This is a genomic window from Paenibacillus sp. FSL L8-0638 (assembly GCF_038593075.1).
In the GTDB taxonomy this organism is placed as follows: Bacteria; Bacillota; Bacilli; order Paenibacillales; family Paenibacillaceae; genus Paenibacillus; species Paenibacillus polymyxa_D.
Genome location: NZ_CP151960.1, coordinates 989,798 through 1,014,936, shown reverse-complemented (window position 1 = coordinate 1,014,936; position 25,139 = coordinate 989,798). Strand labels below are relative to the sequence as shown.

Genomic DNA, 25,139 nt, shown 5'->3' with positions numbered 1-25,139 from the left:
AAATAGGCTGGTATCGGATAGAGCCTGATGATACGAGGGAAGTATGGAGGGGGTCCGTAGGAGGAACTACATTCTATTATTATGCTGAAGATCACTCTGGAAATACGTGGAGTGGTACGTACCGCACACGGCTTCCGAGAAATACTAGCCGTAGTTTTCACTGGTGTTGGAACTACAGCAGCGGATCATCCAGACGAGTGGGGATGCGCCGACTTGCCATTGATTCATCTGTAGACAATTACACTGTTGAGTTCAGCAGAACCAATCAAAGCTTACTGTCAACAAAGAAAACTCGTAGAGCATTACCTTCCAAATCGGAGGACTCCGGCATTAACAGAATTCCGAGAAGACCGGTTCGCTTTAAAAAAGGAACCCCGGTTCCAGTAAAGTCCAAACGATAAGTCAATGATGAACCGTAACCCACAAGATGGACATTTTGAAAAAAGTGACCCCCTTGCGGGTTATTTTTGTTTTCATATGGACGCGCAGACGCGTGTTACAACCACAGTATTTTGCCTCGCTGCTCAGCTTAACCAATGATCAAAAAAGTCTCGGTATCCCCGCTTCATCACCTGACTTGAAAACTGTTCCATGGCGTATGCCTGATTTTCTGTAGAAACCCGGCGGGATGAGGCGGCAGCCATATTGACCAGCTCAAACCAGTTTTTCTCATTCCCTGAAAAAGAATGCGTAGAGCTGATATGTCCATAGCAAGGATGCTCTGGCTTAACGACGATTTTACCCATAGCGAGCGCTTCGGTCAGCGGCATGGCGAACGTATCAAATTTGGAGCAGCTCCAATACACCTTCGCCGTGTTCATCAGCGCAAACACCTCATCTTGCGTCAACGCAAATTGAAGTTTAACATTGTCCGGGATATCATATTTCTTCATACTTTCCTTGTAGCGTTCACCGCCAAATACCATATAGACATCCTTGTCAGGATTATGCCTCGCATACTCCAGTACCAAATCCGGACGTCGGTTCTCCTCATCTCTACCAATCCACATCACCCGGTTCTCTACCACTTGCGAGGGATCAAAATGCTTTTCCACCAGCCGCTCATTAAATCCGATCGGGATGACTGTCACATCGGTTACGCCAAACTTCGAAGCCATCTCCTGCTTGAGAAAGGCAGTCTGTACGATAGCCTTGTCCACGATCTGATAAAAAGGCTTCATCATTTCATAGCCTGTCAGTGCCGGATCAGGAAAACTATGCGGAAAAAGCACGCTGTTTTTAAAAAACATGTTCAAATAGGTAAAGCCAGATACCGTATAAATAACGTGCTCAATCTGCTGCTCATGGAGTTGGTCCAGTACGACGTCATAATTGACCAGGTCGCCTTTTTCGTGTTCATAACCCGGAAGCCAGTCATGACTGCTCACATGGCGCTCCGGTGATACAAATACGATGTCCACCCCCAATTCCAACCCGATCTGCTTCAGACGCTCTGCAAAAATACGTGGACCCTGTGCTTCAGCAAATTGTATTTTTCTCATGACCAAACCAACTTTTTTCATGGATATATTCCCTACCTTCTTTGGCTAACTAAATACAGTCTATGTCTTAAGCTACTATCTACATCGCTGGGCTTGTCCCCAATCCATCATCGCAGCACACTGGTTCAAACAGGCTAACGTTTCGTCCAACTGGGACTCTAATTGCTCTTTTGACCATTTGTCGCCGTTTCTATGCAGGTGCGTTCCAATCCTTTGCAAATCACTTGTAATTAACAACAGCATCCAGAGCGAAAATACCGCAGCAAACATGCCATATTCCAGCATAAAAGCCGTTCGATCCACTCTTATCCCCAACAGCTCCAGCTGCTCCACGTAGGTGTCCAGTATACGAATACGCAATTCGGACGTCATGCGTCGGGGAAACAACGGATGGGACATGTCGATCAGGTGATATACATCCCACAGCGGTGTGTTCAGATGAGTATGCTCCCAATCCAGCACCATAAGCCGTTCCCCGCTCAGCGCATAGTTCCCCGGATGAAGATCACCATGAGACAGTACAAGCTGCTGTGAAAAAGATACATGCTCCAGCTGTACATACATACGCTGCATCTGTTGCTTAGATAAACCCAGTGAGCTGCAAAGTTTTAACACATCCGGCTTGCGCGTGTATAGCTCAGAAACCATCTCCTGAATGAGTGGCTTTGGTCCCCGCAGCGGCATCCCAACAAAACGATCCGTCGGCAAAGCATGCCACCATGCAACAAGTCTAACAGCTCGCAATAAAGTTTCGTCTGCGTGTAGATGATGTAACGGACCAAGGTCCTCAAAAACCATCCATTCTCCTCCGCCATCCGCATCTGCATCAGACCAGGCTAGCAATCGGGGATAGATCGGTGATAACGCAGGAAGCACATGCTCATACACCCATCTCTCCCGCCCCTCCTGATCATCGTTGGTTAGCGGTTTAAATATATAACTTTCAGAGGATGACACGTAAAAACGTTCCACATGCCGGCCGTTCGTACCTGTATATAAAACCTCACGATTCCGCACCAGCGTATCATTTAAGGTACCGTCAACATTCACATATTGATGAAAAGGATTCATAGCCACCCAACTTTTTTGTATAAAATGTAATAGCACGATCATATCATAGTCCTCGTTCCGAACGAAGCCCAGATCATCTTGGGGTAACTCGCTGCACCCAAAAAGGGGCTTGCCCAAGCAGATCATACGACCTGTTGGGCAGCCCCTTATCACATCCGTACTCCTATCCTTACTCTCTTCTATACCAATTAATATTGAGTATTGCCGGATTCACTCGTATTACTGGATTTAAAACCTTTGAACAATTGTTTTACATTATGATAACGAGTATTCGTAATTTTAGCTTTACTGTTAGGACCGTCCGATCTCAGGATCGAGTCCTTTACATTGGAAATATCCGAGTTATCCAAAGTCATATTCACTCTGAATGTAGAGCCCCCAAGTTGGCGAACCAGCTTACCTATATCATCGGCTCTAAAGTTTTTAATGTTAATCGTGCCTTCGGCATTAATTTGGAATACTTTATCATATGCGTGGAACGCTCCACCACCCGTAATGTTTACCGTGCCTGGTTCTTTAAGCGTCAAGGCATCTTCACCGACATCCTCCCACGTTACGTTGGAGATTGTGCCGTTGCCATATACATGCACCCCATCCGCAGCAGGGGCAGCGATGATCACATTTTTCAGTGTTGCATTATTTTCAAGCTTGAAAATAGGCTTTTGGGCCTCTTTCTGGCTTCCATCTCCCAAGGTATCGGGATCAGCCACTACAGTCTTGCCTTTACCATCGTAAACTTCTCCAGCTTTAACAAGTATGGTCTTATGAACGACTTCTGGAGCTGCATGTGCAGAATAATTGCCGACAAATAAGGCGACCAACATTCCTGATAAAGCGATACTGATTCCCTTTTTCAATACGTTAGCTGTGTTTGTTTTCATGTCAATTCATCCCTCTCGTAGATATTTTTCATTGTTCCAACTCTTCGTTGACTAGAACGCGTAGACCTTATCACCACCTTCGCACAATGAACCCAATGACCGATACACGTCTATAAAGCATCATTCAACTATTTGCATATGTATACTCGGTTTTTGGTTCAAAGTAATTTCGTTTTATAAATAATATAAAGCACAAATTGTAAATAGAGCGATTACATTTACAATTTGTATAATTATATTATAATCATGTTTCCAGTAATTTCAATATATTTTCCGCCAAAATATGTCCTTTTTTTTCAATTAAGTACACAAAATTGCCTCTTTTATACTTGTGCAAGTTTGTTTTTCTTCAATTTACGCATTAAACAATACTTGAATACCTTGTTTCGTTTGCCTGCTGTTTATCACTTAATTGGTATTCAGAGTCTCTTTTATCGTATACCTCATTGCTGATGTGCTCTATACTATTGAATGACACGGTTGATGAACGTATAATGTATTTAGTGCTTTGAAGCGTTACATCTCAACATTACTGGTGAGAAAAGAGTGGTTATCGTGCAAAACAATAGTGAGATTCCATTAAAAGAACAAAATATTGTGCTCATCGGCTTTATGGGTGTAGGCAAAACAACGATCGGTTCCCATCTAGCGCGCAAGCTGTATCGCGATTTCGTGGATATTGACCAGGAGATTGAACAAGAATACAACATGCCAACAACAGAGATTTTCAAGACTTATGGAGAGAAGCGTTTCCGTGAGATTGAAAAAGAGCATATTTTGAAGCTGTGCAGCAACACACGCCTTAAAATCATTTCCGTTGGCGGTGGTGCATTTTTACAGGAAGAGGTGAAGCAAGCTTGTTTGGCTTCATCGATTGTTTTCTTCTTGGATTTAAATTGGGATTCCTGGAAAGATCGGCTTAAGATGCTGATTGACACCCGCCCCAATCTACAAAACAAGACTTTAGGGGAAATTGAAGATCTTTTCCGTTCCAGACAGGACATTTACGCGGTGAATCACTCCAAGATCGATACGGATCAGTTGGATGCGGAAGAAGTCGCAGACTATATTATTCAAACGCTGAATTTAGGTTGGGAGTTATATGAACCTACTCGGGGATTGAATTAAGGGTACACAAAAAGGAGGGCTCCAGCATGCTTATCGCATGGGGGCCCTCCTTTTTGGTTCACTGCGGATATATTACTGACTGGCGAGCATGCCATCCATCTTTTAAGAATGGCTATGCAGCACCGTCAATATCTCTCTCAGTTCAGTGACTGGAATCTGCCCCGGTGCGGAAGCTTTCTTAGCGGCACCAAAGGTCAGAGCCGAACCAAACAGTTCTCCGGTCAGGCGGCTCACGACACCTTTCCCCGCCATCGACATCGTAATAATCGGCCGATCTGCATGCTCTTCTGCCATAGTACGCGTGGCATCCAGCAAAGTGAGCACATCGGCTGTATTGGTCGGCATCACTGCTATCTTAGGCAGATCGCCTCCCAATTCCTGCGCCTTGCATAATCGGGAAACAATCTCCTCCTTCGACGGCGTCTTATGAAAGTCATGATTAGATATAATCACATACACGTTATGCTTGTGTGCTGCTTCTACCAGCGTCTTCACATCAGCCTCCTCATTAAAAAGCTCTACATCAATAAGTTCGACTTGCCCCGTTGCGGCTATTGTACGATTCAATTCCACATAACTTGCCGCACTGATTTCCTTTTCTCCACCTTCTCGGGCGCTACGGAACGTAAATACGAGTGGAATATTGGCTAAAATAGACCGAATTTCATGTAAGGCAGCCTTTACCTTTTCCAGATCCTCCACATGTTCGAAAAAATCGCCTCTCCACTCTACGATATCCAGGTCGAGTGTACGTAAATAAGTAGCTTCTTCCTTCAACTGCTCCAACGTTTCTCCCACCATGGGCACACAAATTTTTGGCGCTCCTTCACCAATCAGAACATCTTTCACCTTTACGATTTTAGCCATCTCTATCTCACTCCCAAATTACAGTTTCAAGTCGAACATGTACAATAATTCATAGTATAACGCATTCTGAATAAGCATGCAGATGATATGATCCAGTCGTCGTTATTTGGGTTCAAGTGCGATTTTAGGCGACAATTTGCGACTTGCTGGAAAAACTAAACTGTACCGAAAATTAACAAACCCCGCCAGTACGATCCCTAGCACATTCACAATAATAGCTAGCACAAAAACACTGGATATCTGAGAATGTTTCAACAGAAAGCCTGTAAACACAGGAATGATCGTGTATGAAAGCGAGGTTGCTGTATAAACAAACCCGGTAATCTGTCCTTTTCGTTGACTAAAAAATTCACTCATTACGGTTAATGTTAACTGAAGTACACCTGATATCGAAAACCCGATAACACTCGCACAAATAATGGCCGCAGCCCCTGACTTGAAAAGGAGAAGCGCTCCAAAAGCCAACAGGGAAATACATGGATAAATAAGAATAATGTGAACAGGTTTAACCCATTTTCTTAACACAATGACCAATACAAACACGGAAACCAGCGAACCCATATTGTAATAAACTAATAATCTGAGAGACTCTGATTCGGTCATACCGATAAACTGTTGTCCAAAAGTAGGCAACCATAACTGCACAATATAAAGCAAGGTAGGTCCCGTAAATCCGAGCAAGATAAGGCATAGCCCTTCCTGCCAAAACCGCGGCTTACTCCGGTCATTTGTCTCCCATTTCCCCGCTAGGCTTGATACAGAAGTATCACCAACTGGCTCCTTCTTGGGTGACTGAACCCGCATGTCTGGGAACTTCATTTTGAACAAGTAAATTGCATTTAAAGCAAATATGAGGGCTGGTAAAAAGAAAGAGAACCCGTAGAAAATGTCGTGATTCATAAAAAAGATAATCATTAGCGGTAAAAATGCCGCCCCAACGGATATAAAACCTCTCACCAATACTGTAGCCGAACCAGAGGATTTGGGGAAAGCTTCGATCAGCGCTGGATAAGTACCTGAATCAAGAAAAGAATTCGCTACGCCTGCCAGCACAGCCAGTACGATCGCCATCTCAAAGCTGGAACTCAGCGGTATACCGACCAAGAATACAGCCATCAGTAGCCCGGCTGCCACAATAAACGGCTTACGACCATAACGGTCGGAGAGCACCCCGGATATGTACAGGGTAAACAACCTGCCAAATCCCATCGCAGAAACCAAGAGACTGATGCCCGCCTGATCTGTATGCAAATGCTCTGTTAAAAAGGACATGTGCGATGCCAGCATAATATTAAACATGCCGAACAAAAGATAGTTCACATAAAGACCTGTCGCCACTGGAAAAGAAGTACGTTTCATCATGAATTCACCTGCTTTTGTAAGTAAGTCTTGTAGTATCAAAACGTGAATCATTTCACATTGCTTGCGTCGATGATGAAGTATAGAACACAATTTAAAATTTATCAAGTTTAAATATTGCGAGACTCCGGCTTAGACACGCTGATGCGTTTTCAGATAAAACTCCTTGCCGTAACTTAGGGCAAAGTTCCGAAACTCTACTACTGCCGGGGATAAATATCTATTTTTAATGCTGGCTAGGTAGATAAAACGCTCGTATTCTGGATTAATAATAGGCAATGTTTTGACGTTAAAATAATCTAACGATGAAATGCGGGGCATAACTCCGATCCCGTAATTGATAGACACCAGTCCTGCCATTGCCGTATCTTCTTCAATCTCGCAAATAATCTGTGGCGTAACGCCTGCCTTGGCAAACAAATTCTCAATAATGGGCCGAACCCCACTCTTTTTGTTGAAGAAAATCACCGGATAATCAGCTGTATCCTTAAGATCAATTTGGTTTAAAGTCGCCAGTGGATGATCAGGCGAAACAATGACCACCAGTTCCTGCTGAGCCAACGGAATAAACTCCACATCCGGTTCATTTTCCACGTGAGAGCAGAACGCCACGTCATAGTGTTCCTGCTTCAGGCCTTGAATAATATCGTTCGTATTCCCTTGGTGAAACGAAAAGGAAATGTCTTTACGGGCATCCAGAGCTGAAAAGGCTTGGATTATTGCTGGAATGAAGTGTGAACCTAGTGTGTAAATGAACGCCAAATCTATATTCCCATGACTTGGACTCACTAATTCCCGTAAGTTATGCTCCCCCTTTTCCAATTCATCCATCGCATGCTCCACATACTTCAGAAAAAATCTCCCGTATTTGTTTAGTCGAATATTCCTCCCCTGCTTTTCAAACAGATGAACGCCCAAATCCTTTTCTAATTCTGAAATCGCATGACTTAAACTGGGTTGAGTAATACATAGCCGCATAGCTGCCTGAGTAAAATGCTCCATCTCCGCAAGTACACGAAAATATTGTAAGTGCTTCAGGTTCATAATTATGTAATTCCCTTCTTTAATTCATATTTTAAATTATAGAACCAAACTATGAAAAACGATAAAAATATGCATTGGATTTATAATAACACCCCTTATATAATTAAGACATAGACATTATGTGAATATTTTCACTTGTTTGTGGGCGTACTTTAATACACCTGGACGATGCCTACCTAGGCCATTGATCTAAAATTTATGTTGGGAGTTACACTTATGAAAAATCCTTATATCAGAATGGCAACAGGGCTTTATATCAACTATTTTCTTCTGGGTATGATTAATGTTATTCTCTCGTCGAATATGAGCTTTCTGACCGTGCAATTGAACACGGATAAAGCAGCCATCGGCTATCTGGTGTCAGCGATTGGAATCGGTAAACTGCTCGCTCTCGGAGTAGCCGGAAAAATGTCAGATAAATACGGAAGGAAACCACTCATTGTTATTGCATCATTTGCTTATTTAATCTTCCTAATCGGTATTCCGCTTGCACCTAACTACACCTTCGCATTCGTGTTTGCCATTATCGCAGGGCTCTGCAACTCGATGATGGATGCGGGGACTTATCCCGCACTCATTGAAGGGTTCGGAAAAAAAGCCGGGTCTGCAACCGTCCTAGTCAAAGCATCCATCTCGATCGGTGCCATTGTTATTCCTTTCATGATTGCATTTTTTATTAATCACGATATGTTCTATGGATATTCCTTCTTTATTCCAGCAGGAATTTATCTGCTGAACGGGATCTTCTTGTCGATGACCGTTTTCCCCAACCACAAAGCCGAGGAACAAAAGGCTCCAGCCGAGACTGGACAATCAACGGATTCGTTCCACAGCGAGCCTAAGTTTTGGCAAGAAGGTTTGTCTCTGATTATTATCGGTTTTACTTCAACTGTATTGTTCATGATCGTTCAGCTATGGCTTCCTACCTTTGGACAAGAGGCTCTTGGCATGGACAAAGCCAGCGCCATTAAGCTGCTGAGCTACTATAGTATAGGTTCACTAGTTTCCGTTATTTTGTTGGCTATGGTACTTGGTAGATTCATTAAGCCCATTACCGTCATGATTGTGTATCCGCTTATTGCCCTGCTTTCTTTGCTGGCTTTAATTGTATGGCACAATCCTGTCGCTACCTTGATCAGTTCATTCTTAATCGGCTTGTCTACTGCAGGTATATTCCAAATTGCCCTCACGGTAATGACGGAATTTTTCCGTAAGAACAAAGGAACTACGACTTCTCTCGTAAACATAGCAGCCAGCCTATCGTTCATCCTGATGCCTTTGGCTACCGGGAGCATGTCCAAAAGTCTGGGAATTACCTCCGTATTCATTCTGGATATTGCGATTGCTGTAGTCAGTATTTTGCTGGCCGTGTTTGTTGCTTATCGATATAAAAAAGTATTTCATTAAACTACACACGTTACTTGGAGGCTTATATCATGAAAAATGCTGGACGTATTGACGGAAGAACACAATTAATCGGACTGCTAGCTACACCGATCGGACACTCTTTGTCCCCGGCTATGCATAATCTTGCGTTTGAAAAGCTGGGCCTAAATAACGCGTATATGGCCTTTGAAGTAGGCAATGAACAGCTTGAAGAGGTCGTACGGGGGATGCGCGCTCTGAACATACGCGGTTATAACGTGTCCATGCCTAACAAAACAGCTATACTCCAGTATCTTGACGAGCTAGACGACAGCGCTAAATTTACAGGTGCCGTCAACACTGTCGTGAATACGGATGGTAAGCTGAAAGGCTACAGTACAGATGGATCAGGTTATGTTCGTAACTTGCAGGAGAACGGTATTGATCTGAAAGGTAAGAAAATGACACTCGTCGGCTCAGGCGGTGCTGCAACGCCGATTGCTATTGAAGCCGCTCGAGCTGGTCTCGCTGAAATTTCAATTTTCGCTCGTAATGACCAGTTCTTTGCCCGGGCGAAAGAAAATGTCCGTATGATTAATGAAGAGATGAAACATGCCCAAGTCAAGGCGAATATCTATGCATTAGAGAATCAGGAGAAGCTGCGTGAAGAGATTCTTACAAGTCATATTTTCGCTAATGGTACAGGTGTGGGTATGAAACCGCTGGAAGGCAAAAGTGTAATTGAGGATGTGTCCATGCTTCGTTCCGATCTGATTGTGACCGATGTAGTATACAGCCCAGCTAAATCCAAGCTGATGGAACAAGCTGAATCCGTAGGTGCAACCGCCATTAACGGTTTGGGCATGATGCTGTGGCAGGGCGCATTAGCCTTCGAACTGTGGACAGGCCAAGAGATGCCAGTCGCTTATATTAAAGAACAGCTTTTTGCTGATCAACTGTAAGATTTAGAGCTGCTCAACAAGCACATCAAGCCATGAGTTCCTTCTATTATATACGTATATATGTACTTTAAAGACGATGCTCGGCGAATGAACACTTCTGCCGGGCATCGTCTTTTTTATGGGTACAGCCCCGTTCTTCCTTCTCTTTTCATTAATCCTTATACGGGTCAAATTCATTGGCCCCAGCCATGCATACCCCAATAGGCTTTAGTTCATGCATAACTTCCACGGTCTCGGAGTGAGCGTCCAGTACCTCGCGCAGTTTGCGGTAGACGAACGGGCTTTCATCTGTACCGGCTCCGCGCAGCTCGACACCATAGTTCCGAACAGCCTCCTTCATCTGTAGGTCCGTAATCTGCCCACCGCTACGCGTACGGGTTTTCCAATTCATTTTACCGGCTGCCTGGGTACGACTCATAATACGACCTGCGCCATGGACTGTACTATAGTAGGAATCCCGATTTTCTACCGATTCTTTCCCACGCACAATCACCGAGATATCACCCATGCTTCCTCCAATAAAGCCCATTTGGCCAGGGGCCGAGGGGGTTGCGCCTTTGCGGACTACAATGGTGTCGCGTCCATCATGCTGTTCCTTCCACGCGTAATTATGGTGGTTATGCACCGTAAAATCCGCTTCGGTCCCCATAATACCAAGCACTTGTTCTATCACATAGTCACGTCCCGCATACGCATAGCGTCCGGCAAGGCGCATCGCACGGTAGTACATGTCTCCCAGCTCACTGTTCATATCCAGCAGTACAGGCGGCTGATCCATATGTTCTCCCGGCGCCTTTCCGAGAAACTCCCGTCCTGCAGCCAAGTTTAGAAACCCACTTGCTGTTTTGTGTCCAAAGCCCCGGCTGCCGAAATGATTGGCAATCCAGACCTGTCCTGTCGCTTCCTCCACAAATACATCAACAAAGTGATTACCACTCCCTACTGTACCCAGCTGTTCTCTTGCCAAGGACTTCAGTTTGTCATGTTCTTGTTTCCCAATCGCCGCATATACTGCCCAATCCGGGTCATCGAACAGCTTATGGTCTACCTGAATTGCATTCACACGGCCTACGCCAAACGAAATATGACGGGCAATCTCATCCATCACGGCTGAAATACGCGGCATAATATCTGCTGCAAACAGCTTGGTTCTTACCGCCTTATTCCCGCAGCCGATATCATACCCTACACCTGAAGGTGAAATTTGTCCGTCATACACCATCACACCGCCAATCGGCTGACTGTAGCCTTTATGATGATCTGCCATCAGTAGCGCCTGAATCACATTACCATTTTCGGCACATGTGTGGGCTTGAGATAGTGCCCCCGGGTCAGGTGATCCCCATACGCGAACTCCATTGATTTCTTGATAAGCCATCGTTTTATCCCTCCATATTTTGCAAGAAAATTTCTATATGTAAAATTGACTACTTTTAAACTTTGGATCTCTTAATAGCATTATGTACGGTTTACCCGCTTCCGAACAGGGCGTAAGTATTACAAGCACAACATCAGACGTCTCTATAAGAAAGTCCCTATAAGAAAATAAAAAAGGATATCCATGCAGCCGACCAGACTGTAGGATATCCTTTTATGATTATTTAGAAACCATTAATCAATTTTACTGATATTTTTTGATGATTCCGAATTGATCCACAATAAAAGGTTTGGCATCATTTTTGTTTTGATCAATTTCGTACGTTACGGCTGTAACTTTATTTTCGTCTACGGTGATGCCAACAAAATTCTGTACCTGTCCTCGTACAGGTCTACGATTGTCACTCGGATCCGGGCCATATACTGCCGCATGATTCTCTTCAGCTAGTTCAAAGAGATTATAGTACTTATCTCCAAGTTTTTCACTCGGGTTCTTGTAGTAGACTTTGGGGCCAGCAGTTGCTGGGATGACATAGATACTTCCATCCGGATTCACACTATATTCAATCGTCTTTTCATTTAATCTATCTTTTAATTTTGTTGGCGTTGTTGCTTTACCCTCTTGGTTGATTGGCTTCGTACGAGCGTAAATATGATCGTGCCCCTGCACGACAAAGTCGATATCAAGTTTGTCCATGAGTGGAGCGATTTGGTTACGAACTCCATTGTTATCCATGATGTCAGAATCTGTTGCATGATTAGAGGTAGTGTAGGGACCTTTGTGAATGTTAACAATGATCCACTTTGCACCTGCCCTTTTGGCTGCCGCAGCATCTTTCTTTAACCATTCAACTTGATCTTCAGAAAAATTGGCATATTTCTCTGAGTCCTCATTGGAGTTCAGTACGATAAAGTGAGCATTGCTGTAATCAAAGGAGTAGTACGCTCCTGTTTTAGTAGCAGAACCAGCTGGTTGATTAATATTAAAGTGATCATAAAAAGCGTAGTTCTCATCCTCGTGATTACCTGCTGAAGGAACAATGGTTGTATTCAAAAGACTTTTTTGTGAATGTCCCAACAACCAGTCCCACTGCTCTTCCTTGGTACCGGTGTCTACGATATCTCCGTTGTGGACTACAAACTGAGCATTACCTACAGTTTGAAGTGCTTTTTCGAGCGTCTGTGAAGACAATATGGCTTCATCTTCACTTTTTGCTTGTGTATCAGCTAAATCAATGAAGGTAAATTCACCGCTCTTAGGAGCCGTTTGAAACGTACCTGTTTCGCTCCATATCCCGCGCGCTGCATCACCCACACGATAATAATAAGCTGTGTCCGCTTGAAGACCTGTAGCTACAGCTTTATGGACAAGCTCTTCTGGAGAATTGGTCGATGGAGAAGAAGTCCCTTCAAATGTAAGAGCACTCGTAAAATCAGCTTCAGAAGCCGTTTTCTTGATTACTTGAACAGTGCTCTTCGTGGAAAGTTTTGAAGTATACCAGGTAAATCCTTTGGAACCTTTTGTGTCTCCATAAAATGTAGCTGTAACTTTACTAATACCATGATCTGTATTCCCTACTGACTCAGCATGGACAGGCAAGGCTGACATGCCCGTAATCAAACCTAGCGCAAGAGCAACAGACATAGATGTTGCTGACCATTTTTGAAACTTCTTAAACATGTGTACACTCCTCTGTGTAGTTAATATGTAAAAGTTATAAATATGATCATATCAATCAAATGTTAATACGTTGTTTTAGGAAATATAGTAATTTGTAAAAACGAGGTTATAAGTGACCAAGCGATTGAGGAGAAGGATAGCTACCTTACCCTTTTAGTGCTACAAAGCCAAATAAGGCTAACCGTATATTTGCAAAGTTTGCAAAATCGGCAGCCCTTTGTGCATCGCAATTTCGATCATTCCACTGACTAATGTGCAGAAGTATTTTTCGAATCTGCTTCATAACGAAGGCCGAATTGTTGTCTTGCCTCCTCCATCACTTCAGCGACTGTAAGTGAAGACTCCAAAGAGTTAATGGAACTGTTGCGTTCACCACTCTTGATCAGATCTATAAATTCCTGAATTTCATAATACATGGGCTCACGCGTCTGAGCTTTGGTCAGATCCTCAATCGTGCCGTCCCGATAATGAATTTTCACCTCATAGGGCTGACTGATTTTGTCGATCACCATCGTTCCATTCTCACCCTGAATTTCAGCAGGCAGATAGGAATCAGTAATTTTGGAATACATGACGATAGCATCCATATCCGGATACTTCATCACGATACTGCCCTCGCCATCGACACCAGAGGATAAAAGCACACCAACCGCCCGAACCTCCTCAGGTTTGCCGAACAAAGTCACCATAGGATACAAACAATACACGCCAAGGTCCATCAGGGAACCGTTGGAAAAGGCCGGATTAAACGCATTCAATACCTTACCTTGCTTAAAAGCATCAAAGCGGGAAGAGTATTGACAGTAGCTTGCAAAATAACGCCGAACCCGGCCTATTTTATACATATGATCCTTTATTATTTTAAAGTTAGGCATAAGTGTGGATTTAACAGCCTCCATCAGCAGAACATCGTTGTTGCGCGCGGCTTCGATCATGCTCTTCACCTCTGCTGCATTAGACGCAAAAGGTTTCTCACACAACACGTGCTTTCCGTGATTCATACATAAGATCGCCTGCTCCGCATGTAAGGAATTGGGGCTGGCAATATATACGGCATCGACCTGGTCACTTGCGGCCATTCGCGCCAGGTCTGTAAAAACCTCCGGCTGGCTGTTATATTTGTCAGCAAAAGCTTTGCCCTTATCCTCTGTGCGTGAGTATACCGCCGTCAGGGAAAATTCGTCCGTCTCCATCGCAGCTTGAATAAACCTTTCAGTTATCCAGTTGGTTCCAACAATACCAAAACGCATCACAGTATCCCATCCTTCCCGTGAGTCATAACAATTCATATGTACCTATTCTCGCATTCCAGCCTAATCTTGTCCACTATACCGTTAGTCATATCTCGTGCTTCAACATGTTCATTCGACAAAAAAAGACTGCGGTCTATCAGCTTAATTTATACTGATTGTACCACAGTCCCTGTCAGTTATTTGGGGTTATATCTCTATTTTTTCGATATTACTTTTCCTACTTCTTCCAAAATAGCATCCATGGAAGCAGGGTCATGTACATCATACTCATCAATGTTCAGACGCAGTACAGGACAGGCATCAAATTCGTTGATCCAATTGGAATATCTGCGATGCATTTGCTCCCAATAAGAACGCTCGGTCTGAATCTCCATCTCGCGACCGCGCTCCTCAATCCGACTCAGAATGGAGGGCAAACTGCCTTCCAGATAGATCAGCACATCAGGGTGCGGGAAAAACGGTGTCATCACCATCGCCTCAAACAGGCTAGTATACGTTTCATAATCGGTAGGATTCATCGTTCCCTGATCGGCATGCATTTTCGCAAAAATGCCTGTGTCCTCATAAATAGAACGATCCTGCACAAAGCCTCCACCAGACAGGAAAATATTCTTTTGTTCCTTGAAGCGTTCCGCGAGAAAATAAATTTGCAAATGAAAGCTCCATCTTTCGAAATCGTGATAAAATTTCTCCAGATAGGGATTATGATCGACCTGCTCCAAAGAGGTTTTAAAACCAAGGCGTCCGGCCAAAGCACCGGTCAACGTGGATTTACCTACACCCACTGTGCCCGCTACCGTAATCAAGGCATTTGCAGGAATGTTGTAATTATTCACTATATAAGCTCCTTTACATCGGAAACAATTTGTTTAAATTGTGCCTGATTTTCTACAAAATCAATTTCATTCCCGTTCACGGTCAATATACGAGGGGAAGGGGACTGTTCAGCGAGAAACTGCATGCCTTTATCATAATCTATGATCAATTGCTCCAGATAGGCAGGGTCCATCTCCTGTTCAAAAGAGCGTGCACGCTTGCGAATTCTCCCCAGCAAGGTATCCAAATCTGCTTTGATATAAATGATAATGTCCGGCTTAGGCATATCATCTGTGAGCAAATGATAGATTTGACGATATTTTTCTAGCTTCACACCCTTAAGCGTACGTTCAGCAAAAATCAAATTCTTGTAGATATGGTAATCAGAAATAACAGGCTGAGCTTTCTCGATATATTGCAGACCAGTATCCTCCAACTGCTTATACCGATTGCAGAGGAAGAACATTTCCAACTGGAAACTCCACTCATCTATATTCTGATAAAATTTATCGAGAAATGGATTCTCCTCGACAATCTCTTTGATTATCGGCCAATGTAGCTCGGTTGAAAGCATCGAAGCTAACGTCGTTTTGCCTGCTCCGATGGGCCCTTCAACGGCTATAAATGGGGCTTGTTTCATGCGGTTCTGCTCCTCCTTGTACTCCAGTCCATCCTGTGGACAACTATCCTATTGTATCACAAGGTAGTGCGCTAAAGGCATACCAAATCTATGGATAAAACAAAAAAACAGAGCGCTATATTTTGCTTCATAGCGTCCCTGTTTCTCATTTAAACCAACCTTTTTCATTAAAACGTGTAATCGCTTCGATCCGGTTACTGACACCCAACTTATCGAGAATGACTGAAATATAATTGCGCACCGTCCCTGTCGTTAAATACAGTTCACCAGCAATCTCTTTTGTGTTCTTTCCGTCAGCGATGAGCGCCAACACAGTCTTTTCACGCTCTGTTAGCGGATTGACTTCGGCATAAGCATCATCGACCAGTTCCGGAGCATAGATACGCCGACCTGCCATAATACTGCGAATGGAGGAAGCCAGTTCTTCACTGGGACTGTCCTTGAGCAGATAACCGTGTGTCCCCGCCTTGATCGCTCGTTCAAAATACCCAGGGCGGGCAAACGTAGTTAAAATCAACACCTTGCAGTTCAAGCCTTTGAGTTCCTCAGCCGCATCCAATCCGCTCTTTATCGGCATTTCGATGTCCATAATGCATATATCCGGTTGATGCAACTTCACCAGTTCTAAGGCTTCTTCCCCGTTGCTTGCTTTTCCGACTACTTTCATGTCCTCTTCCAAGTCTAGCAGGGAAGCTAGAGCACCTAGCAGCATACGCTGGTCTTCTGCAATGACAATTCGAATCATGGCCCCACCTCCTCATTCGGCTTTTCAGTGATATTGGGCACTTTAATGACCAAGGTCGTTCCCTGATCTGAACGCAGCTCCATACATCCGTTCACGAATTCGAGCCTTTCCTTCATACCTTGCAGGCCGTTTCCACGAAGGGTTCCATTTTCTCTCGTAATACCGACTCCATTATCCTGAATCCGAAGAGTTAATTCCTTACGAGACGGCTCAATCGTGATGGAGCAAGCGGTAGCTCCACTGTGCTTAACCACATTAGTCACCGCTTCCTTCATACACATACTCAGAACATTTTCATTCATTAATGATGTATGCTCCAGCTTCGGGTCGCCCTCTAGAGTCAATTCAATGTGAGCAGCCTTTAAAATCTGCCGAATACGTAGCAGTTCATCCTCTAGTCGCATACCGCGCATTTGAGTAACCATTTCCCGTACCTCTTTTAACGCGCTTCTTGCCGTGAGACGAACATCGTTAATTTCGACATGCGCCCGCTCCGGGTACTGATCCATCAGTTTGCCCGCCAAATCGCTCTTCAGCCCAATGAGTGACAACTTCTGACCTAAGGTATCGTGCAGGTCACGCGCAATTCTTTGCCGTTCCTCCAGCTTAATCAATTCCGATATTTTCTTATTGGCATCCTCTAATTGGACTTGGAGCCGATCGCTTTTGTTGCGATTAAAATTCGTAATCGGAAGGAGGATCACACCGATTAGATTGAGCAGGATAAAAGGAATCTGTTTAATAAAAACGGGATTCTGAGAAACAAAACCATAATTGATCAATCCAATCGTAATAACCATTAAAATGATATACAGCGTCGTAAATGCAGCCTTACTTTTAATATTACCGATCAGATAGGCGATAAATATCGAAAAATACATATAGCTAAACAGCAGTGTCATGGTAATCGATATGGCAATCTGTACACTGGTCCAAAAGTATATGAGCCAGCCTTTTGAGACAAAAGCCAGTACATAACATGCAAAGAATACCAAAATAATAGCAGTACCCAAAATAATATGACCTGTAGATGAAGAGCTAAAGTAGTAAAAGGGCAGGATATAAAAGACGACCCAAACATAAGGGCTAAGCCCTGTATTTCTTTGGAAAATCTGATACCATTTTTGCATCCTGCCCACCCTCTTCTACTTCACATGACTTATATTCCTTATCTTATCATACCAGGTTTTGTTCAACGTTATTTTCTTTCTGTGCCTACAACAGGTGTAGGCATGGGTTTCGTAACTGCAACACGTTTGCTGAGGAGCGGCTTCACTTGTTTAAAGGTCAAAAAGGTTTTCGTATTTTCATCCCAAAGTCGGAACTTCAACGATTGCAGACTGCTACTCACTGTGATCGTGGTCGCCTTTTGAAGTAACGGTGTCGCTTCATGTGCTTTTTCCAAATTATAATTTGGAACTTTGGGACTCAGGTGATGAACGTGATGAAATCCGATATTGCCCGTAATCCATTGCAATACTTTAGGAAGCTTGTAGTAAGAACTGCCTTCTACGGCTGCATTAATATAACTCCACTCTTCATCGTGCTCAAAATACGAATCCTCAAATTGGTGTTGTACATAGAATAGCCAGATTCCCAACATACCGGATACAAAAAAGATAGGTGCCTGTACGAGAAGGAAGGCCTGCCATCCAATAGCCCAGCACAACAGTGCATACAATGCAACGATGGATATATTCGTCACATGAGTGTTCATTTTTTCCTTGCGTTTGGCTGTCTTGATATTAAAGCGATAGGAAATCAAAAAAGTATAGATCGGACCTAGTCCGAACATAACCCAAGGATTTCGGTATATGCGATAGGCCAACCGTGTCCATGTGGAAGCCTCTGTGTACTCTTCTACCGTAAGCACCCACATGTCACCTGTGCCTCTTTTATCCAGATTACTGCTGGTTGCATGGTGGATCGCGTGACTATTTTTCCATTGGTGATAAGGGCAGAGCGTAATAATACCTGTAATCGTTCCCACAATGTCGTTCAGCTTGCGGCTTTTGAAGAAGGATTGATGACCACAATCATGAAAAATAATAAACGTCCGTACCACAAACCCCGATGCAACAATGGCAATGGGAAGCGTCAGCCAGTACGAGACCGACAGGCTAAGATAAGCAGCATACCACAATAGGATCAGTGGACCCAAGGTATTGATAAGTTGCAGAACGCTGGATTTCGTGTTTATTTTCTCGTAGGGAGCCATATTTTTTTTCAATTGGGCTAATGGGAGTTGTGTCATACTCATTATGATCCTCCTTTAAAATGACGCCTATACCTTGATCCTGTTAGGCGTACATGTTGATCTAATCTCAGTATAAGGAGAACGCTCTAGGCGCTGTAGTCATAAACGTCAGTTCGTGTATATGACATTTGTCATATAGACAAGTAACATAACCCGTTTTCCAAATGTTCGCGGGTTTCTTTTCTGATGATTGTTTGTTAAAATATAAGGTATAATAACGCTGTATGTGACTGGCGAAGTCAGTGGAATGAACCACGAGGGAGCATACAAAAAAAGCGTACCGTTCGCCTGGGAGAAGTATTTGCAGAGGATTCGTCTGTCTTGACGACCTTGTGCAAATACTTTTTTTCGTTTTACAAGACCATGACACCCTGTTGATTCCATTATGCGATAAATTCAGAGGAGGCTCGGACTATGGCTATTATCATGAAATCCAAAGAAGCAGCTGAGCAAGTATATGCAACGATCCGTTCACAGGTAGAAGAAATGAAGCACCAAGGACACCGTCCCCATCTGGCAACCCTATTGGTAGAAGGTGATCCGGCATCTGCATACTATGCACGGACCAAGCAAAAAATAGCGGAGAAGCTGGGCATCTCATTTCATCTCCATACGTTTGATCGTCATGTTAGCGAAACCGAGCTACTGCACCTGATCGGCAGTCTGAACGATGCATCCCATGTACATGGCATTATGCTGGAACTGCCGCTTCCCCAACATCTTTCCGCCTCCGTTATTAAACAATCCATTGCCCCCTACAAGGATATTGATGGGATTACACCCGATAACAAACTGGCTACCGTAACAGGTGACGCCGGACTATATCCCGCAACACCTCAAGCCTGTATCGAGCTGCTCAAGCATTACGGTCACACATTGGCAGGCAAAAATGTCACGCTCGTGGGCATCGGACAGACAGTGGGACTTCCCCTTTTCCACATGTTGCAAAGAGAAAATGCCACCGTTACCGCCTGTCATGCAGGTACGCGTGATATTGCAGAGCATCTGAGCCATGCAGACATTGCTTTCGTCGCAGTCGGATGCCCTGATGTGATTACACAGGAAATGGTCCATCCCGGTCTGATTTTGGTAGATGCGGGAATTAATGAGACGCTAGAGGGAAAAATAGTGGGAGATGCCGCTTTAGACGTGGGGGAAAAAGTACATGCTATTTCTCCGGTTCCCGGCGGTGTTGGCACCTTAACGACTGCGATTTTGTACAAAAATCTGCTCAAAGCGATACATCTGCAACACTACTCCAGAGAGGTGGTTTACTCATGAGTGAACTGTCGTGGAATCATTCCATCGGACATTTTCTGAAAGAAGCTGCAAGTGCAGCGCCTACCCCTGGCGGAGGAAGTGTATCCGCACTGGCTGCGGCACTAGGCGCGGCTATGACCTCTATGACCGCCAACCTTTCACAAGGAGAAAAATACGCGCACATCCATGAACAAATCACGGACGTCATTAGCAGCATGGAAAGATTGTCTACACATTGTGAGGAATTAATGGTCGCAGACATCCAATCCTTTGAACAGTACATGACCGCGCTGCGTTTGCCCAAGGAAACAGACGAAGAAAAGCGCTATCGTACCCATTCCTTACAGACTGCGGTGATCGCTGCCATTGAGGTACCCATGCGCCTGCTGGAAGTATGCCGAGACGGATTGTCGCAAGCCTATAACATTGTGGAAGTGTCCAATAAAAATGTGATTTCGGATCTTGGCATCGGCGCGATCCTGTTCGAAGCCGCTGCTCAATCTGCCCTGCTTACTGTTGACATTAACCTTGCCTCACTAAAAGACTTGGATGTCAAACAATCCTACGAGGCCAAAACAGCCACACTTCTTCGTGAAATCGGACAGATCAAAGAACAAACCTTATTGATGGTGCGCAGTCGAATAGCAAATTAGTCTGATCATAGTCGTGTTTAACCTGTTCGAACCAACATATTATGCTTACTCGCAAAAGAAATAGTCTCCAAACCCATCTCTAATCGTGGGTTTGGAGGCTATTTTATTGAAATTCATACATTATGGAAAACTTTTCTATACTTTCATCGTCTATGGATAGGGGATATTCTCCAAGATCATTTTTCCCTTGTATACATTGATCAAGAAATGAGGAAAAACGCATGAAAAGACGTACTCTGTTAATCAGTATGATCGCGCTGTTATTGTTCAGCTCCAGTGCATGGGCGGCCGGTGATGAATCGGCGTCCCGTATTCGCTCCTATGATTCCGGGAGTCTGATTCAATCCGATGGGAGCTTGTGGTTATGGGGCTATAATCAATCCGTACCGACTCGTGTAGAGGATAAGCCAAACGTTGTAAGAACATTTTCGAATATAATCCAGGAAGGCGATCTGATATTTACCTTACAAGACCACTCTGCTTGGTATGTGCCTAGAAATAATATTGCTGAATCCGTGAAATTCGTTCCTCTGGAAGGATTACAGAACCTCGCAGCTGTAAGTAATTTGAATGATCATGTGCTCGCTCTGAGCAGCGAAGGCAGCATATCTTCCGCTGATCGGCTCGACAATGGAAACATCTCTAGTCCTTTTCAAACCCTATCTGGCATCGACGAGGTTGCCAATATAGATAGTTACTATGAGGAAAGACCGGATTATGAGGAACGCTGGATATTTCTAAAGAAAGACGGCAGTGTATGGAAAAATACAAAAGCCTTACAGGGCTTCGAACCTATTTCATCATTAAAGGATATTACTGCTATCTCCAAAAACATAGCCTTAAAGAAAGACGGTACTGTATGGACATGGCCCAAAGAATTTGATAAAAATGTAACTCCGTCCGAAACTTTATCCGTATCGCAGATTCAAGCCTTATCGGACATCAAAATAATTAAGACCAATGGAAGTTCCAATCTCGCGATTGATCAACAAGGACGGTTATGGTTCTGGGGTGAAACGGTCACAGGTTACTCAGATAATACAACCTATCACAATGAAAATACCCCTGTGCTATTATCAGGAGTAAAGGATGTTAAAGACGCCTTTTTCGCCGAACGCTCCATACTCGCCCTCACCACAGCTGGGAATGTATATGTTGCGTCTCTAGATGGTGAAAAGTTACCATCCAACGCCCCCTTTACATTGCTTGCTAAAAATATTCAAAGTATCAAAGCAGGTCCACGGCACGTAATCATGCAAAAAGCAGATGGGGCCTTATGGGGCTGGGGTGTCAACAAACACGCGCAGCTAGGTATAGGAGACTATGAGTTTCTTTATAGTTCACCAGTTCCTGTACAAAAACCGATTCTTGTCCGTCTCAATGGTTCGCCTGTCTCTCTGAGTAATGGTGTCATTACCCGCAACGGGCAAGCGTTTATTCCCCTTCGTTCTGTTTTTGATAAACTGGGGGCCGAGATCGCTTATGATTTCAACAGCAAAATAGCAAAAATAGATCAGTCCAAGGCAGAAGATCACCCTGTCTTTCTAGAAATAAATTTCAAAACCAGCCAAGCAAAAGTGAACGGTAAGGCTGTAAAGCTTACCAATCCGCCCTTCATGGTGAATGGTATTGGTTATCTTCCATTAAGGCTGATCAGCGAAACGCTGGGGGCCAAGGTAGATTGGATACAAAAAGAAGATACTATTGAAATTACGACAAAATAGTAAATCAAAAACCAGTCCAAACATGATTCATGTTGGACTGGTTTTTAATGCTATATACTGTGTATAATATGCGATCTCTTATCTATTTCAACAATTTGTTATAGCGCAGGATCTGCTTATTGTTTAGCTTTATTCTCTTTTTCTCTTTCGACCAGCATATCTACGATCATATCAATTTGCCCGGTAATAGCGATTGGATCATAGCGATAATACGTATCAAAATCGTTAAAGAACACTCTATTGTTCTTCACCGCAGGAAGATTCCCCCATACAGCGGACGACTTCAGTTGCTTGAGCGCGTCACCCTTTTTCTCGGGATCATACGTAGTCAGGAACATATAATCTGCGTCATACTGTGGCAATACCTCCATCGAAAGCTGCACCGTTTGTTCCTTGGAGTTCACAGTTTTCTTTGGCATATTCAGTTTGAGCGCATTGTAGACAGCTTGTCCGCCTCGACCCGCATTGTCGCCAAAGATCCAAAGTGCGTGCTTGTCCGTCAGCTCATACAGACCGAAAGTCGCCTTTTCGTCAATCACACCTTTAAGACGTGCGCGACCTTCAGCGGCCTTTTTATCAAATGCAGCAATAAATTGCTCAGCCTTCTCCTTTTCCCCGGTGATATCGCCGAACAGCTTGACCGTATCATAAATATTAGTCGCCGTGCCGTACGGAATATACAGGGTAGGTGCAATTTTAGACAAAGCCTCATAATTCGTATCCTTCATAACCACGATCAGATCGGGTTTGAGTTCCAGCGTCTTTTCCAAATTGGTCGGATCACCCACCTCTTTGGTTCCCTTTTCCTTCAGCAAATCGGTCAGAAAAGGATTTTGAAACGCAGTCGGCTCTACACCCACCACATTAGCACCCACGGACAGCAATTCTCCGCCGTAAAAATCCGTTACAATGCGCTGTGGCTTAGCAGGAATTTGAATATCCCCTTTAACCGTTTTAAAGCTTCTAGTCTCTCCAGTAGTAGCCGACTCTTGCTTATCTTCTGAAGATGAAGCCGGATTACTTCCATTGTTATTTCCGCCGCAAGCGCTGATGAATACAGACAATACAAGTAACATAGCTGTCATCACAAAATACGATTTTCTTTTCAACTGATTAGCCCCCTATATATTGTGGAGATGATCTTCCAATCCACATGATAATGATTATCAATATCGTAAGAAATATATCAAGCGTCGTCCTTGCTGTCAACTGAAAAACGAACTTTGCATCATTTCACTTAAAAAAACAAAAGACCTGCCAAAATGATGGTCAGGTCTTTTTCGTGGAGCCGTCTTCAAAAACCTACACATTGGGGCTAGGTTGCTGAAGGCTGCTTTCTGGTGATCGCTGTTTTGTTTTATATTCTTCTCCCCAATCCTTCATCAAGTTAATAATCGGGATCAGCGTTTTTCCGAATTCGGTGAGAGAGTATTCAACCTTAGGCGGAACCTGCTGGTAGACTTCACGGTGAACGACACCATCCTCTTCCAGCTCGCGCAATTGGAGTGTCAGCATACGCTGGGTGATCCCCGGACATATCCGCCGAAAATCACTAAATCGCTTAGTCCCATACATGAGATGATATAAAATAATCCCTTTCCATTTGCCCCCAATCACGTCCAGCGTGAACTCAACTGGACACGCCTGATCATTTCCAGCGGTACATTCCCCAAAGCCGCCTTTCCGATTACGCATAGGCTTTTCTCCTCCTTAGTATCATTTTATATACTACAGCACATTAATGTGCGTACTTCAAAAACGGTCATGTATATTCTAATATTAAGCATGTCACTTGGTAAGCGTCAATTTTAATCAACATCCATAAGGAGTGGAATAGCGATGGAAACCTTAGCTACTACTAAAGATCAAATCTTATCCGCATACGAGTTCAGACATGCAACGAAAGAATTTGATAGTCATAAGAAAATTAGCGATTCCGATTTTGATTTTATTCTTGAAACCGGTCGTTTATCTCCAAGCTCGTTTGGCTTTGAACCCTGGAAATTTGTTGTCATTCAGAGTAAAGCTATGCGTGAGAAGCTGCTGCCTTACTCTTGGGGGGCACAAAAACAACTGCCAACAGCCAGCCATTTTGTACTCATCCTCTCTAGACTTCCTGAAGATATGGTAGCCTCCTCCGATTATATCAAGAGTATGATGGAGAACGTGCAGCAATTACCCGCTGAAGTGATGCAAGGCAAAGAGAAAGTATATGATGCCTTTCTAAAATCAGATTTTGGGCTGGAGGAAAACAAAAGAGCCTTGTTCGAGTGGGGCTGCCGGCAAACCTACATCGCACTGGGCAATATGATGACTGCCGCAGCTCAAATCGGCATTGATTCCTGCCCTATCGAAGGTTTTAATAAACAGGAAATCGAACGCATCCTCTCTGAAGAAGGCATTATGGATGCCAAGCATTTCGGTATTTCTTGTATGGTGGCATTTGGCTACCGTCTCAACGAGCCGCGTGGCAAAACTCGGCGACCTGTAGATCAGGTTATTGAGTGGGTGTAAAACCTTTTCTCTAAAACAAAGGGGGTGTCCCCACAGCCAT

24 protein-coding genes and 1 riboswitch are annotated in these 25,139 nt (G+C 43.9%); of the genes, 8 read left to right on the top strand and 16 right to left on the bottom strand.

What is annotated here, in order from left to right; all coding sequences use genetic code 11:
* Positions 1 to 81: 81 nt before the first annotated feature.
* The gene (locus MKY35_RS04570) at positions 82 to 234 is read left to right on the top strand and encodes a hypothetical protein (protein WP_342445721.1); all 153 of its coding nucleotides are present in this window, start codon (positions 82 to 84) and stop codon (positions 232 to 234) included.
* A gap of 290 nt (positions 235 to 524) precedes the next feature.
* On the opposite strand, the gene MKY35_RS04565 is transcribed toward MKY35_RS04570, so the two are convergent.
* From MKY35_RS04565 to MKY35_RS04555, 3 genes are all read right to left on the bottom strand, one after another.
* The gene (locus tag MKY35_RS04565) at positions 525 to 1,523 is read right to left on the bottom strand and encodes a glycosyltransferase (protein ID WP_342445720.1); all 999 of its coding nucleotides are present in this window, start codon (positions 1,521 to 1,523) and stop codon (positions 525 to 527) included.
* A 54-nt stretch (positions 1,524 to 1,577) separates the two neighbouring features.
* The gene (locus MKY35_RS04560) at positions 1,578 to 2,615 is read right to left on the bottom strand and encodes an aminoglycoside phosphotransferase family protein (protein WP_342446602.1); all 1,038 of its coding nucleotides are present in this window, start codon (positions 2,613 to 2,615) and stop codon (positions 1,578 to 1,580) included.
* A gap of 146 nt (positions 2,616 to 2,761) precedes the next feature.
* The gene (locus tag MKY35_RS04555; protein ID WP_029517613.1) at positions 2,762 to 3,454 is read right to left on the bottom strand and encodes a pectate lyase; all 693 of its coding nucleotides are present in this window, start codon (positions 3,452 to 3,454) and stop codon (positions 2,762 to 2,764) included.
* A 555-nt stretch (positions 3,455 to 4,009) separates the two neighbouring features.
* Between MKY35_RS04555 and MKY35_RS04550 the strand changes: the two genes are divergently transcribed.
* On the top strand, positions 4,010 to 4,582 hold the full coding sequence (locus MKY35_RS04550; RefSeq protein WP_029517614.1) for a shikimate kinase: 573 nt from the start codon (positions 4,010 to 4,012) through the stop codon (positions 4,580 to 4,582).
* Positions 4,583 to 4,684: 102 nt separating this feature from the next.
* Here MKY35_RS04550 and aroD read toward each other — a convergent pair whose 3' ends face one another.
* The 3 genes from aroD to MKY35_RS04535 all read right to left on the bottom strand — a co-directional run bounded on the left by aroD (position 4,685) and on the right by MKY35_RS04535 (position 7,852).
* On the bottom strand, positions 4,685 to 5,449 hold the full coding sequence (aroD, locus tag MKY35_RS04545) for a type I 3-dehydroquinate dehydratase (RefSeq protein ID WP_342445719.1): 765 nt from the start codon (positions 5,447 to 5,449) through the stop codon (positions 4,685 to 4,687).
* A 102-nt stretch (positions 5,450 to 5,551) separates the two neighbouring features.
* Positions 5,552 to 6,811 carry an MFS transporter gene (locus tag MKY35_RS04540; RefSeq protein ID WP_342445718.1) on the bottom strand — a complete coding sequence of 420 codons (1,260 nt, stop codon included), beginning with the start codon at positions 6,809 to 6,811 and terminating at the stop codon, positions 5,552 to 5,554.
* A 129-nt stretch (positions 6,812 to 6,940) separates the two neighbouring features.
* Positions 6,941 to 7,852: a LysR family transcriptional regulator gene (locus tag MKY35_RS04535; RefSeq protein ID WP_322252480.1), complete on the bottom strand. Its 912-nt coding sequence runs from the start codon at positions 7,850 to 7,852 to the stop codon at positions 6,941 to 6,943.
* Between the two features lie 216 nt (positions 7,853 to 8,068).
* Between MKY35_RS04535 and MKY35_RS04530 the strand changes: the two genes are divergently transcribed.
* Together MKY35_RS04530 and MKY35_RS04525 are read left to right on the top strand one after the other, a co-directional pair.
* Entirely contained in the window at positions 8,069 to 9,259 is a 1,191-nt protein-coding gene (locus tag MKY35_RS04530) for an MFS transporter (protein ID WP_342445717.1), read from the top strand.
* A gap of 29 nt (positions 9,260 to 9,288) precedes the next feature.
* Positions 9,289 to 10,179: a shikimate dehydrogenase gene (locus MKY35_RS04525; protein WP_342445716.1), complete on the top strand. Its 891-nt coding sequence runs from the start codon at positions 9,289 to 9,291 to the stop codon at positions 10,177 to 10,179.
* Between the two features lie 151 nt (positions 10,180 to 10,330).
* Here the strand turns inward: MKY35_RS04525 and MKY35_RS04520 are convergent, their stop codons facing one another.
* From MKY35_RS04520 to MKY35_RS04485, 8 genes are all read right to left on the bottom strand, one after another.
* Entirely contained in the window at positions 10,331 to 11,557 is a 1,227-nt protein-coding gene (locus MKY35_RS04520; protein WP_342445715.1) for an RtcB family protein, read from the bottom strand.
* Between the two features lie 243 nt (positions 11,558 to 11,800).
* On the bottom strand, positions 11,801 to 13,237 hold the full coding sequence (locus tag MKY35_RS04515; RefSeq protein WP_342445714.1) for a metallophosphoesterase family protein: 1,437 nt from the start codon (positions 13,235 to 13,237) through the stop codon (positions 11,801 to 11,803).
* A gap of 248 nt (positions 13,238 to 13,485) precedes the next feature.
* The gene (locus MKY35_RS04510; RefSeq protein ID WP_342446601.1) at positions 13,486 to 14,487 is read right to left on the bottom strand and encodes a Gfo/Idh/MocA family oxidoreductase; all 1,002 of its coding nucleotides are present in this window, start codon (positions 14,485 to 14,487) and stop codon (positions 13,486 to 13,488) included.
* Between the two features lie 197 nt (positions 14,488 to 14,684).
* Positions 14,685 to 15,326, bottom strand: coding sequence for a deoxynucleoside kinase (locus MKY35_RS04505; protein ID WP_013308920.1), 642 nt, complete (start codon positions 15,324 to 15,326; stop codon positions 14,685 to 14,687).
* A complete protein-coding gene (locus MKY35_RS04500) occupies positions 15,326 to 15,946 on the bottom strand; it encodes a deoxynucleoside kinase (protein ID WP_029517622.1) in 621 nt (206 codons plus the stop codon). The genes MKY35_RS04505 and MKY35_RS04500 overlap by 1 nt, the downstream gene beginning before the upstream one ends.
* 145 nt (positions 15,947 to 16,091) lie before the next feature.
* Complete coding sequence (locus tag MKY35_RS04495) at positions 16,092 to 16,691, bottom strand: response regulator transcription factor (RefSeq protein WP_025683815.1); 600 nt, start codon at positions 16,689 to 16,691, stop codon at positions 16,092 to 16,094.
* Complete coding sequence (locus MKY35_RS04490) at positions 16,688 to 17,821, bottom strand: sensor histidine kinase (RefSeq protein ID WP_039272444.1); 1,134 nt, start codon at positions 17,819 to 17,821, stop codon at positions 16,688 to 16,690. Before MKY35_RS04490 ends, MKY35_RS04495 begins: the two co-directional genes overlap by 4 nt.
* A gap of 68 nt (positions 17,822 to 17,889) precedes the next feature.
* The gene (locus MKY35_RS04485; RefSeq protein ID WP_029517625.1) at positions 17,890 to 18,951 is read right to left on the bottom strand and encodes a fatty acid desaturase; all 1,062 of its coding nucleotides are present in this window, start codon (positions 18,949 to 18,951) and stop codon (positions 17,890 to 17,892) included.
* A 213-nt stretch (positions 18,952 to 19,164) separates the two neighbouring features.
* A riboswitch (ZMP/ZTP riboswitch) is annotated at positions 19,165 to 19,249 on the top strand.
* A 113-nt stretch (positions 19,250 to 19,362) separates the two neighbouring features.
* Between MKY35_RS04485 and MKY35_RS04480 the strand changes: the two genes are divergently transcribed.
* The 3 genes from MKY35_RS04480 to MKY35_RS04470 all read left to right on the top strand — a co-directional run bounded on the left by MKY35_RS04480 (position 19,363) and on the right by MKY35_RS04470 (position 22,585).
* Positions 19,363 to 20,229: a bifunctional 5,10-methylenetetrahydrofolate dehydrogenase/5,10-methenyltetrahydrofolate cyclohydrolase gene (locus MKY35_RS04480; RefSeq protein WP_342445713.1), complete on the top strand. Its 867-nt coding sequence runs from the start codon at positions 19,363 to 19,365 to the stop codon at positions 20,227 to 20,229.
* On the top strand, positions 20,226 to 20,861 hold the full coding sequence (locus MKY35_RS04475) for a cyclodeaminase/cyclohydrolase family protein (RefSeq protein ID WP_342445712.1): 636 nt from the start codon (positions 20,226 to 20,228) through the stop codon (positions 20,859 to 20,861). The genes MKY35_RS04480 and MKY35_RS04475 overlap by 4 nt, the downstream gene beginning before the upstream one ends.
* Before the next feature lie 221 nt (positions 20,862 to 21,082).
* Positions 21,083 to 22,585, top strand: coding sequence for a stalk domain-containing protein (locus MKY35_RS04470; protein ID WP_342445711.1), 1,503 nt, complete (start codon positions 21,083 to 21,085; stop codon positions 22,583 to 22,585).
* Positions 22,586 to 22,701: 116 nt separating this feature from the next.
* Here the strand turns inward: MKY35_RS04470 and MKY35_RS04465 are convergent, their stop codons facing one another.
* Together MKY35_RS04465 and MKY35_RS04460 are read right to left on the bottom strand one after the other, a co-directional pair.
* Complete coding sequence (locus tag MKY35_RS04465; RefSeq protein ID WP_342445710.1) at positions 22,702 to 23,694, bottom strand: ABC transporter substrate-binding protein; 993 nt, start codon at positions 23,692 to 23,694, stop codon at positions 22,702 to 22,704.
* Positions 23,695 to 23,887: 193 nt separating this feature from the next.
* Positions 23,888 to 24,280, bottom strand: coding sequence for a helix-turn-helix domain-containing protein (locus MKY35_RS04460; protein ID WP_068938572.1), 393 nt, complete (start codon positions 24,278 to 24,280; stop codon positions 23,888 to 23,890).
* Between the two features lie 144 nt (positions 24,281 to 24,424).
* Between MKY35_RS04460 and MKY35_RS04455 the strand changes: the two genes are divergently transcribed.
* On the top strand, positions 24,425 to 25,099 hold the full coding sequence (locus MKY35_RS04455) for an NAD(P)H-dependent oxidoreductase (protein ID WP_342445709.1): 675 nt from the start codon (positions 24,425 to 24,427) through the stop codon (positions 25,097 to 25,099).
* Positions 25,100 to 25,139 lie beyond the last annotated feature (40 nt).

Excerpts from the sequence above, each read along its gene's own strand:
- MKY35_RS04570 (WP_342445721.1), top strand. The coding sequence starts at position 82 with ATGCTGAAGATCACTCTGGAAATACGTGGAGTGGTACGTACCGCACAC.
- MKY35_RS04565 (WP_342445720.1), bottom strand. The coding sequence starts at position 1,523 with ATGAAAAAAGTTGGTTTGGTCATGAGAAAAATACAATTTGCTGAAGCA.
- MKY35_RS04560 (WP_342446602.1), bottom strand. The coding sequence starts at position 2,615 with ATGATCGTGCTATTACATTTTATACAAAAAAGTTGGGTGGCTATGAAT.
- MKY35_RS04555 (WP_029517613.1), bottom strand. The coding sequence starts at position 3,454 with ATGAAAACAAACACAGCTAACGTATTGAAAAAGGGAATCAGTATCGCT.
- aroD (WP_342445719.1), bottom strand. The coding sequence starts at position 5,449 with ATGGCTAAAATCGTAAAGGTGAAAGATGTTCTGATTGGTGAAGGAGCG.
- MKY35_RS04540 (WP_342445718.1), bottom strand. The coding sequence starts at position 6,811 with ATGATGAAACGTACTTCTTTTCCAGTGGCGACAGGTCTTTATGTGAAC.
- MKY35_RS04535 (WP_322252480.1), bottom strand. The coding sequence starts at position 7,852 with ATGAACCTGAAGCACTTACAATATTTTCGTGTACTTGCGGAGATGGAG.
- MKY35_RS04530 (WP_342445717.1), top strand. The coding sequence starts at position 8,069 with ATGAAAAATCCTTATATCAGAATGGCAACAGGGCTTTATATCAACTAT.
- MKY35_RS04525 (WP_342445716.1), top strand. The coding sequence starts at position 9,289 with ATGAAAAATGCTGGACGTATTGACGGAAGAACACAATTAATCGGACTG.
- MKY35_RS04520 (WP_342445715.1), bottom strand. The coding sequence starts at position 11,557 with ATGGCTTATCAAGAAATCAATGGAGTTCGCGTATGGGGATCACCTGAC.
- MKY35_RS04515 (WP_342445714.1), bottom strand. The coding sequence starts at position 13,237 with ATGTTTAAGAAGTTTCAAAAATGGTCAGCAACATCTATGTCTGTTGCT.
- MKY35_RS04510 (WP_342446601.1), bottom strand. The coding sequence starts at position 14,487 with ATGCGTTTTGGTATTGTTGGAACCAACTGGATAACTGAAAGGTTTATT.
- MKY35_RS04500 (WP_029517622.1), bottom strand. The coding sequence starts at position 15,946 with ATGAAACAAGCCCCATTTATAGCCGTTGAAGGGCCCATCGGAGCAGGC.
- MKY35_RS04495 (WP_025683815.1), bottom strand. The coding sequence starts at position 16,691 with ATGATTCGAATTGTCATTGCAGAAGACCAGCGTATGCTGCTAGGTGCT.
- MKY35_RS04490 (WP_039272444.1), bottom strand. The coding sequence starts at position 17,821 with ATGCAAAAATGGTATCAGATTTTCCAAAGAAATACAGGGCTTAGCCCT.
- MKY35_RS04485 (WP_029517625.1), bottom strand. The coding sequence starts at position 18,951 with ATGAGTATGACACAACTCCCATTAGCCCAATTGAAAAAAAATATGGCT.
- MKY35_RS04480 (WP_342445713.1), top strand. The coding sequence starts at position 19,363 with ATGGCTATTATCATGAAATCCAAAGAAGCAGCTGAGCAAGTATATGCA.
- MKY35_RS04475 (WP_342445712.1), top strand. The coding sequence starts at position 20,226 with ATGAGTGAACTGTCGTGGAATCATTCCATCGGACATTTTCTGAAAGAA.
- MKY35_RS04470 (WP_342445711.1), top strand. The coding sequence starts at position 21,083 with ATGAAAAGACGTACTCTGTTAATCAGTATGATCGCGCTGTTATTGTTC.
- MKY35_RS04460 (WP_068938572.1), bottom strand. The coding sequence starts at position 24,280 with ATGCGTAATCGGAAAGGCGGCTTTGGGGAATGTACCGCTGGAAATGAT.
- MKY35_RS04455 (WP_342445709.1), top strand. The coding sequence starts at position 24,425 with ATGGAAACCTTAGCTACTACTAAAGATCAAATCTTATCCGCATACGAG.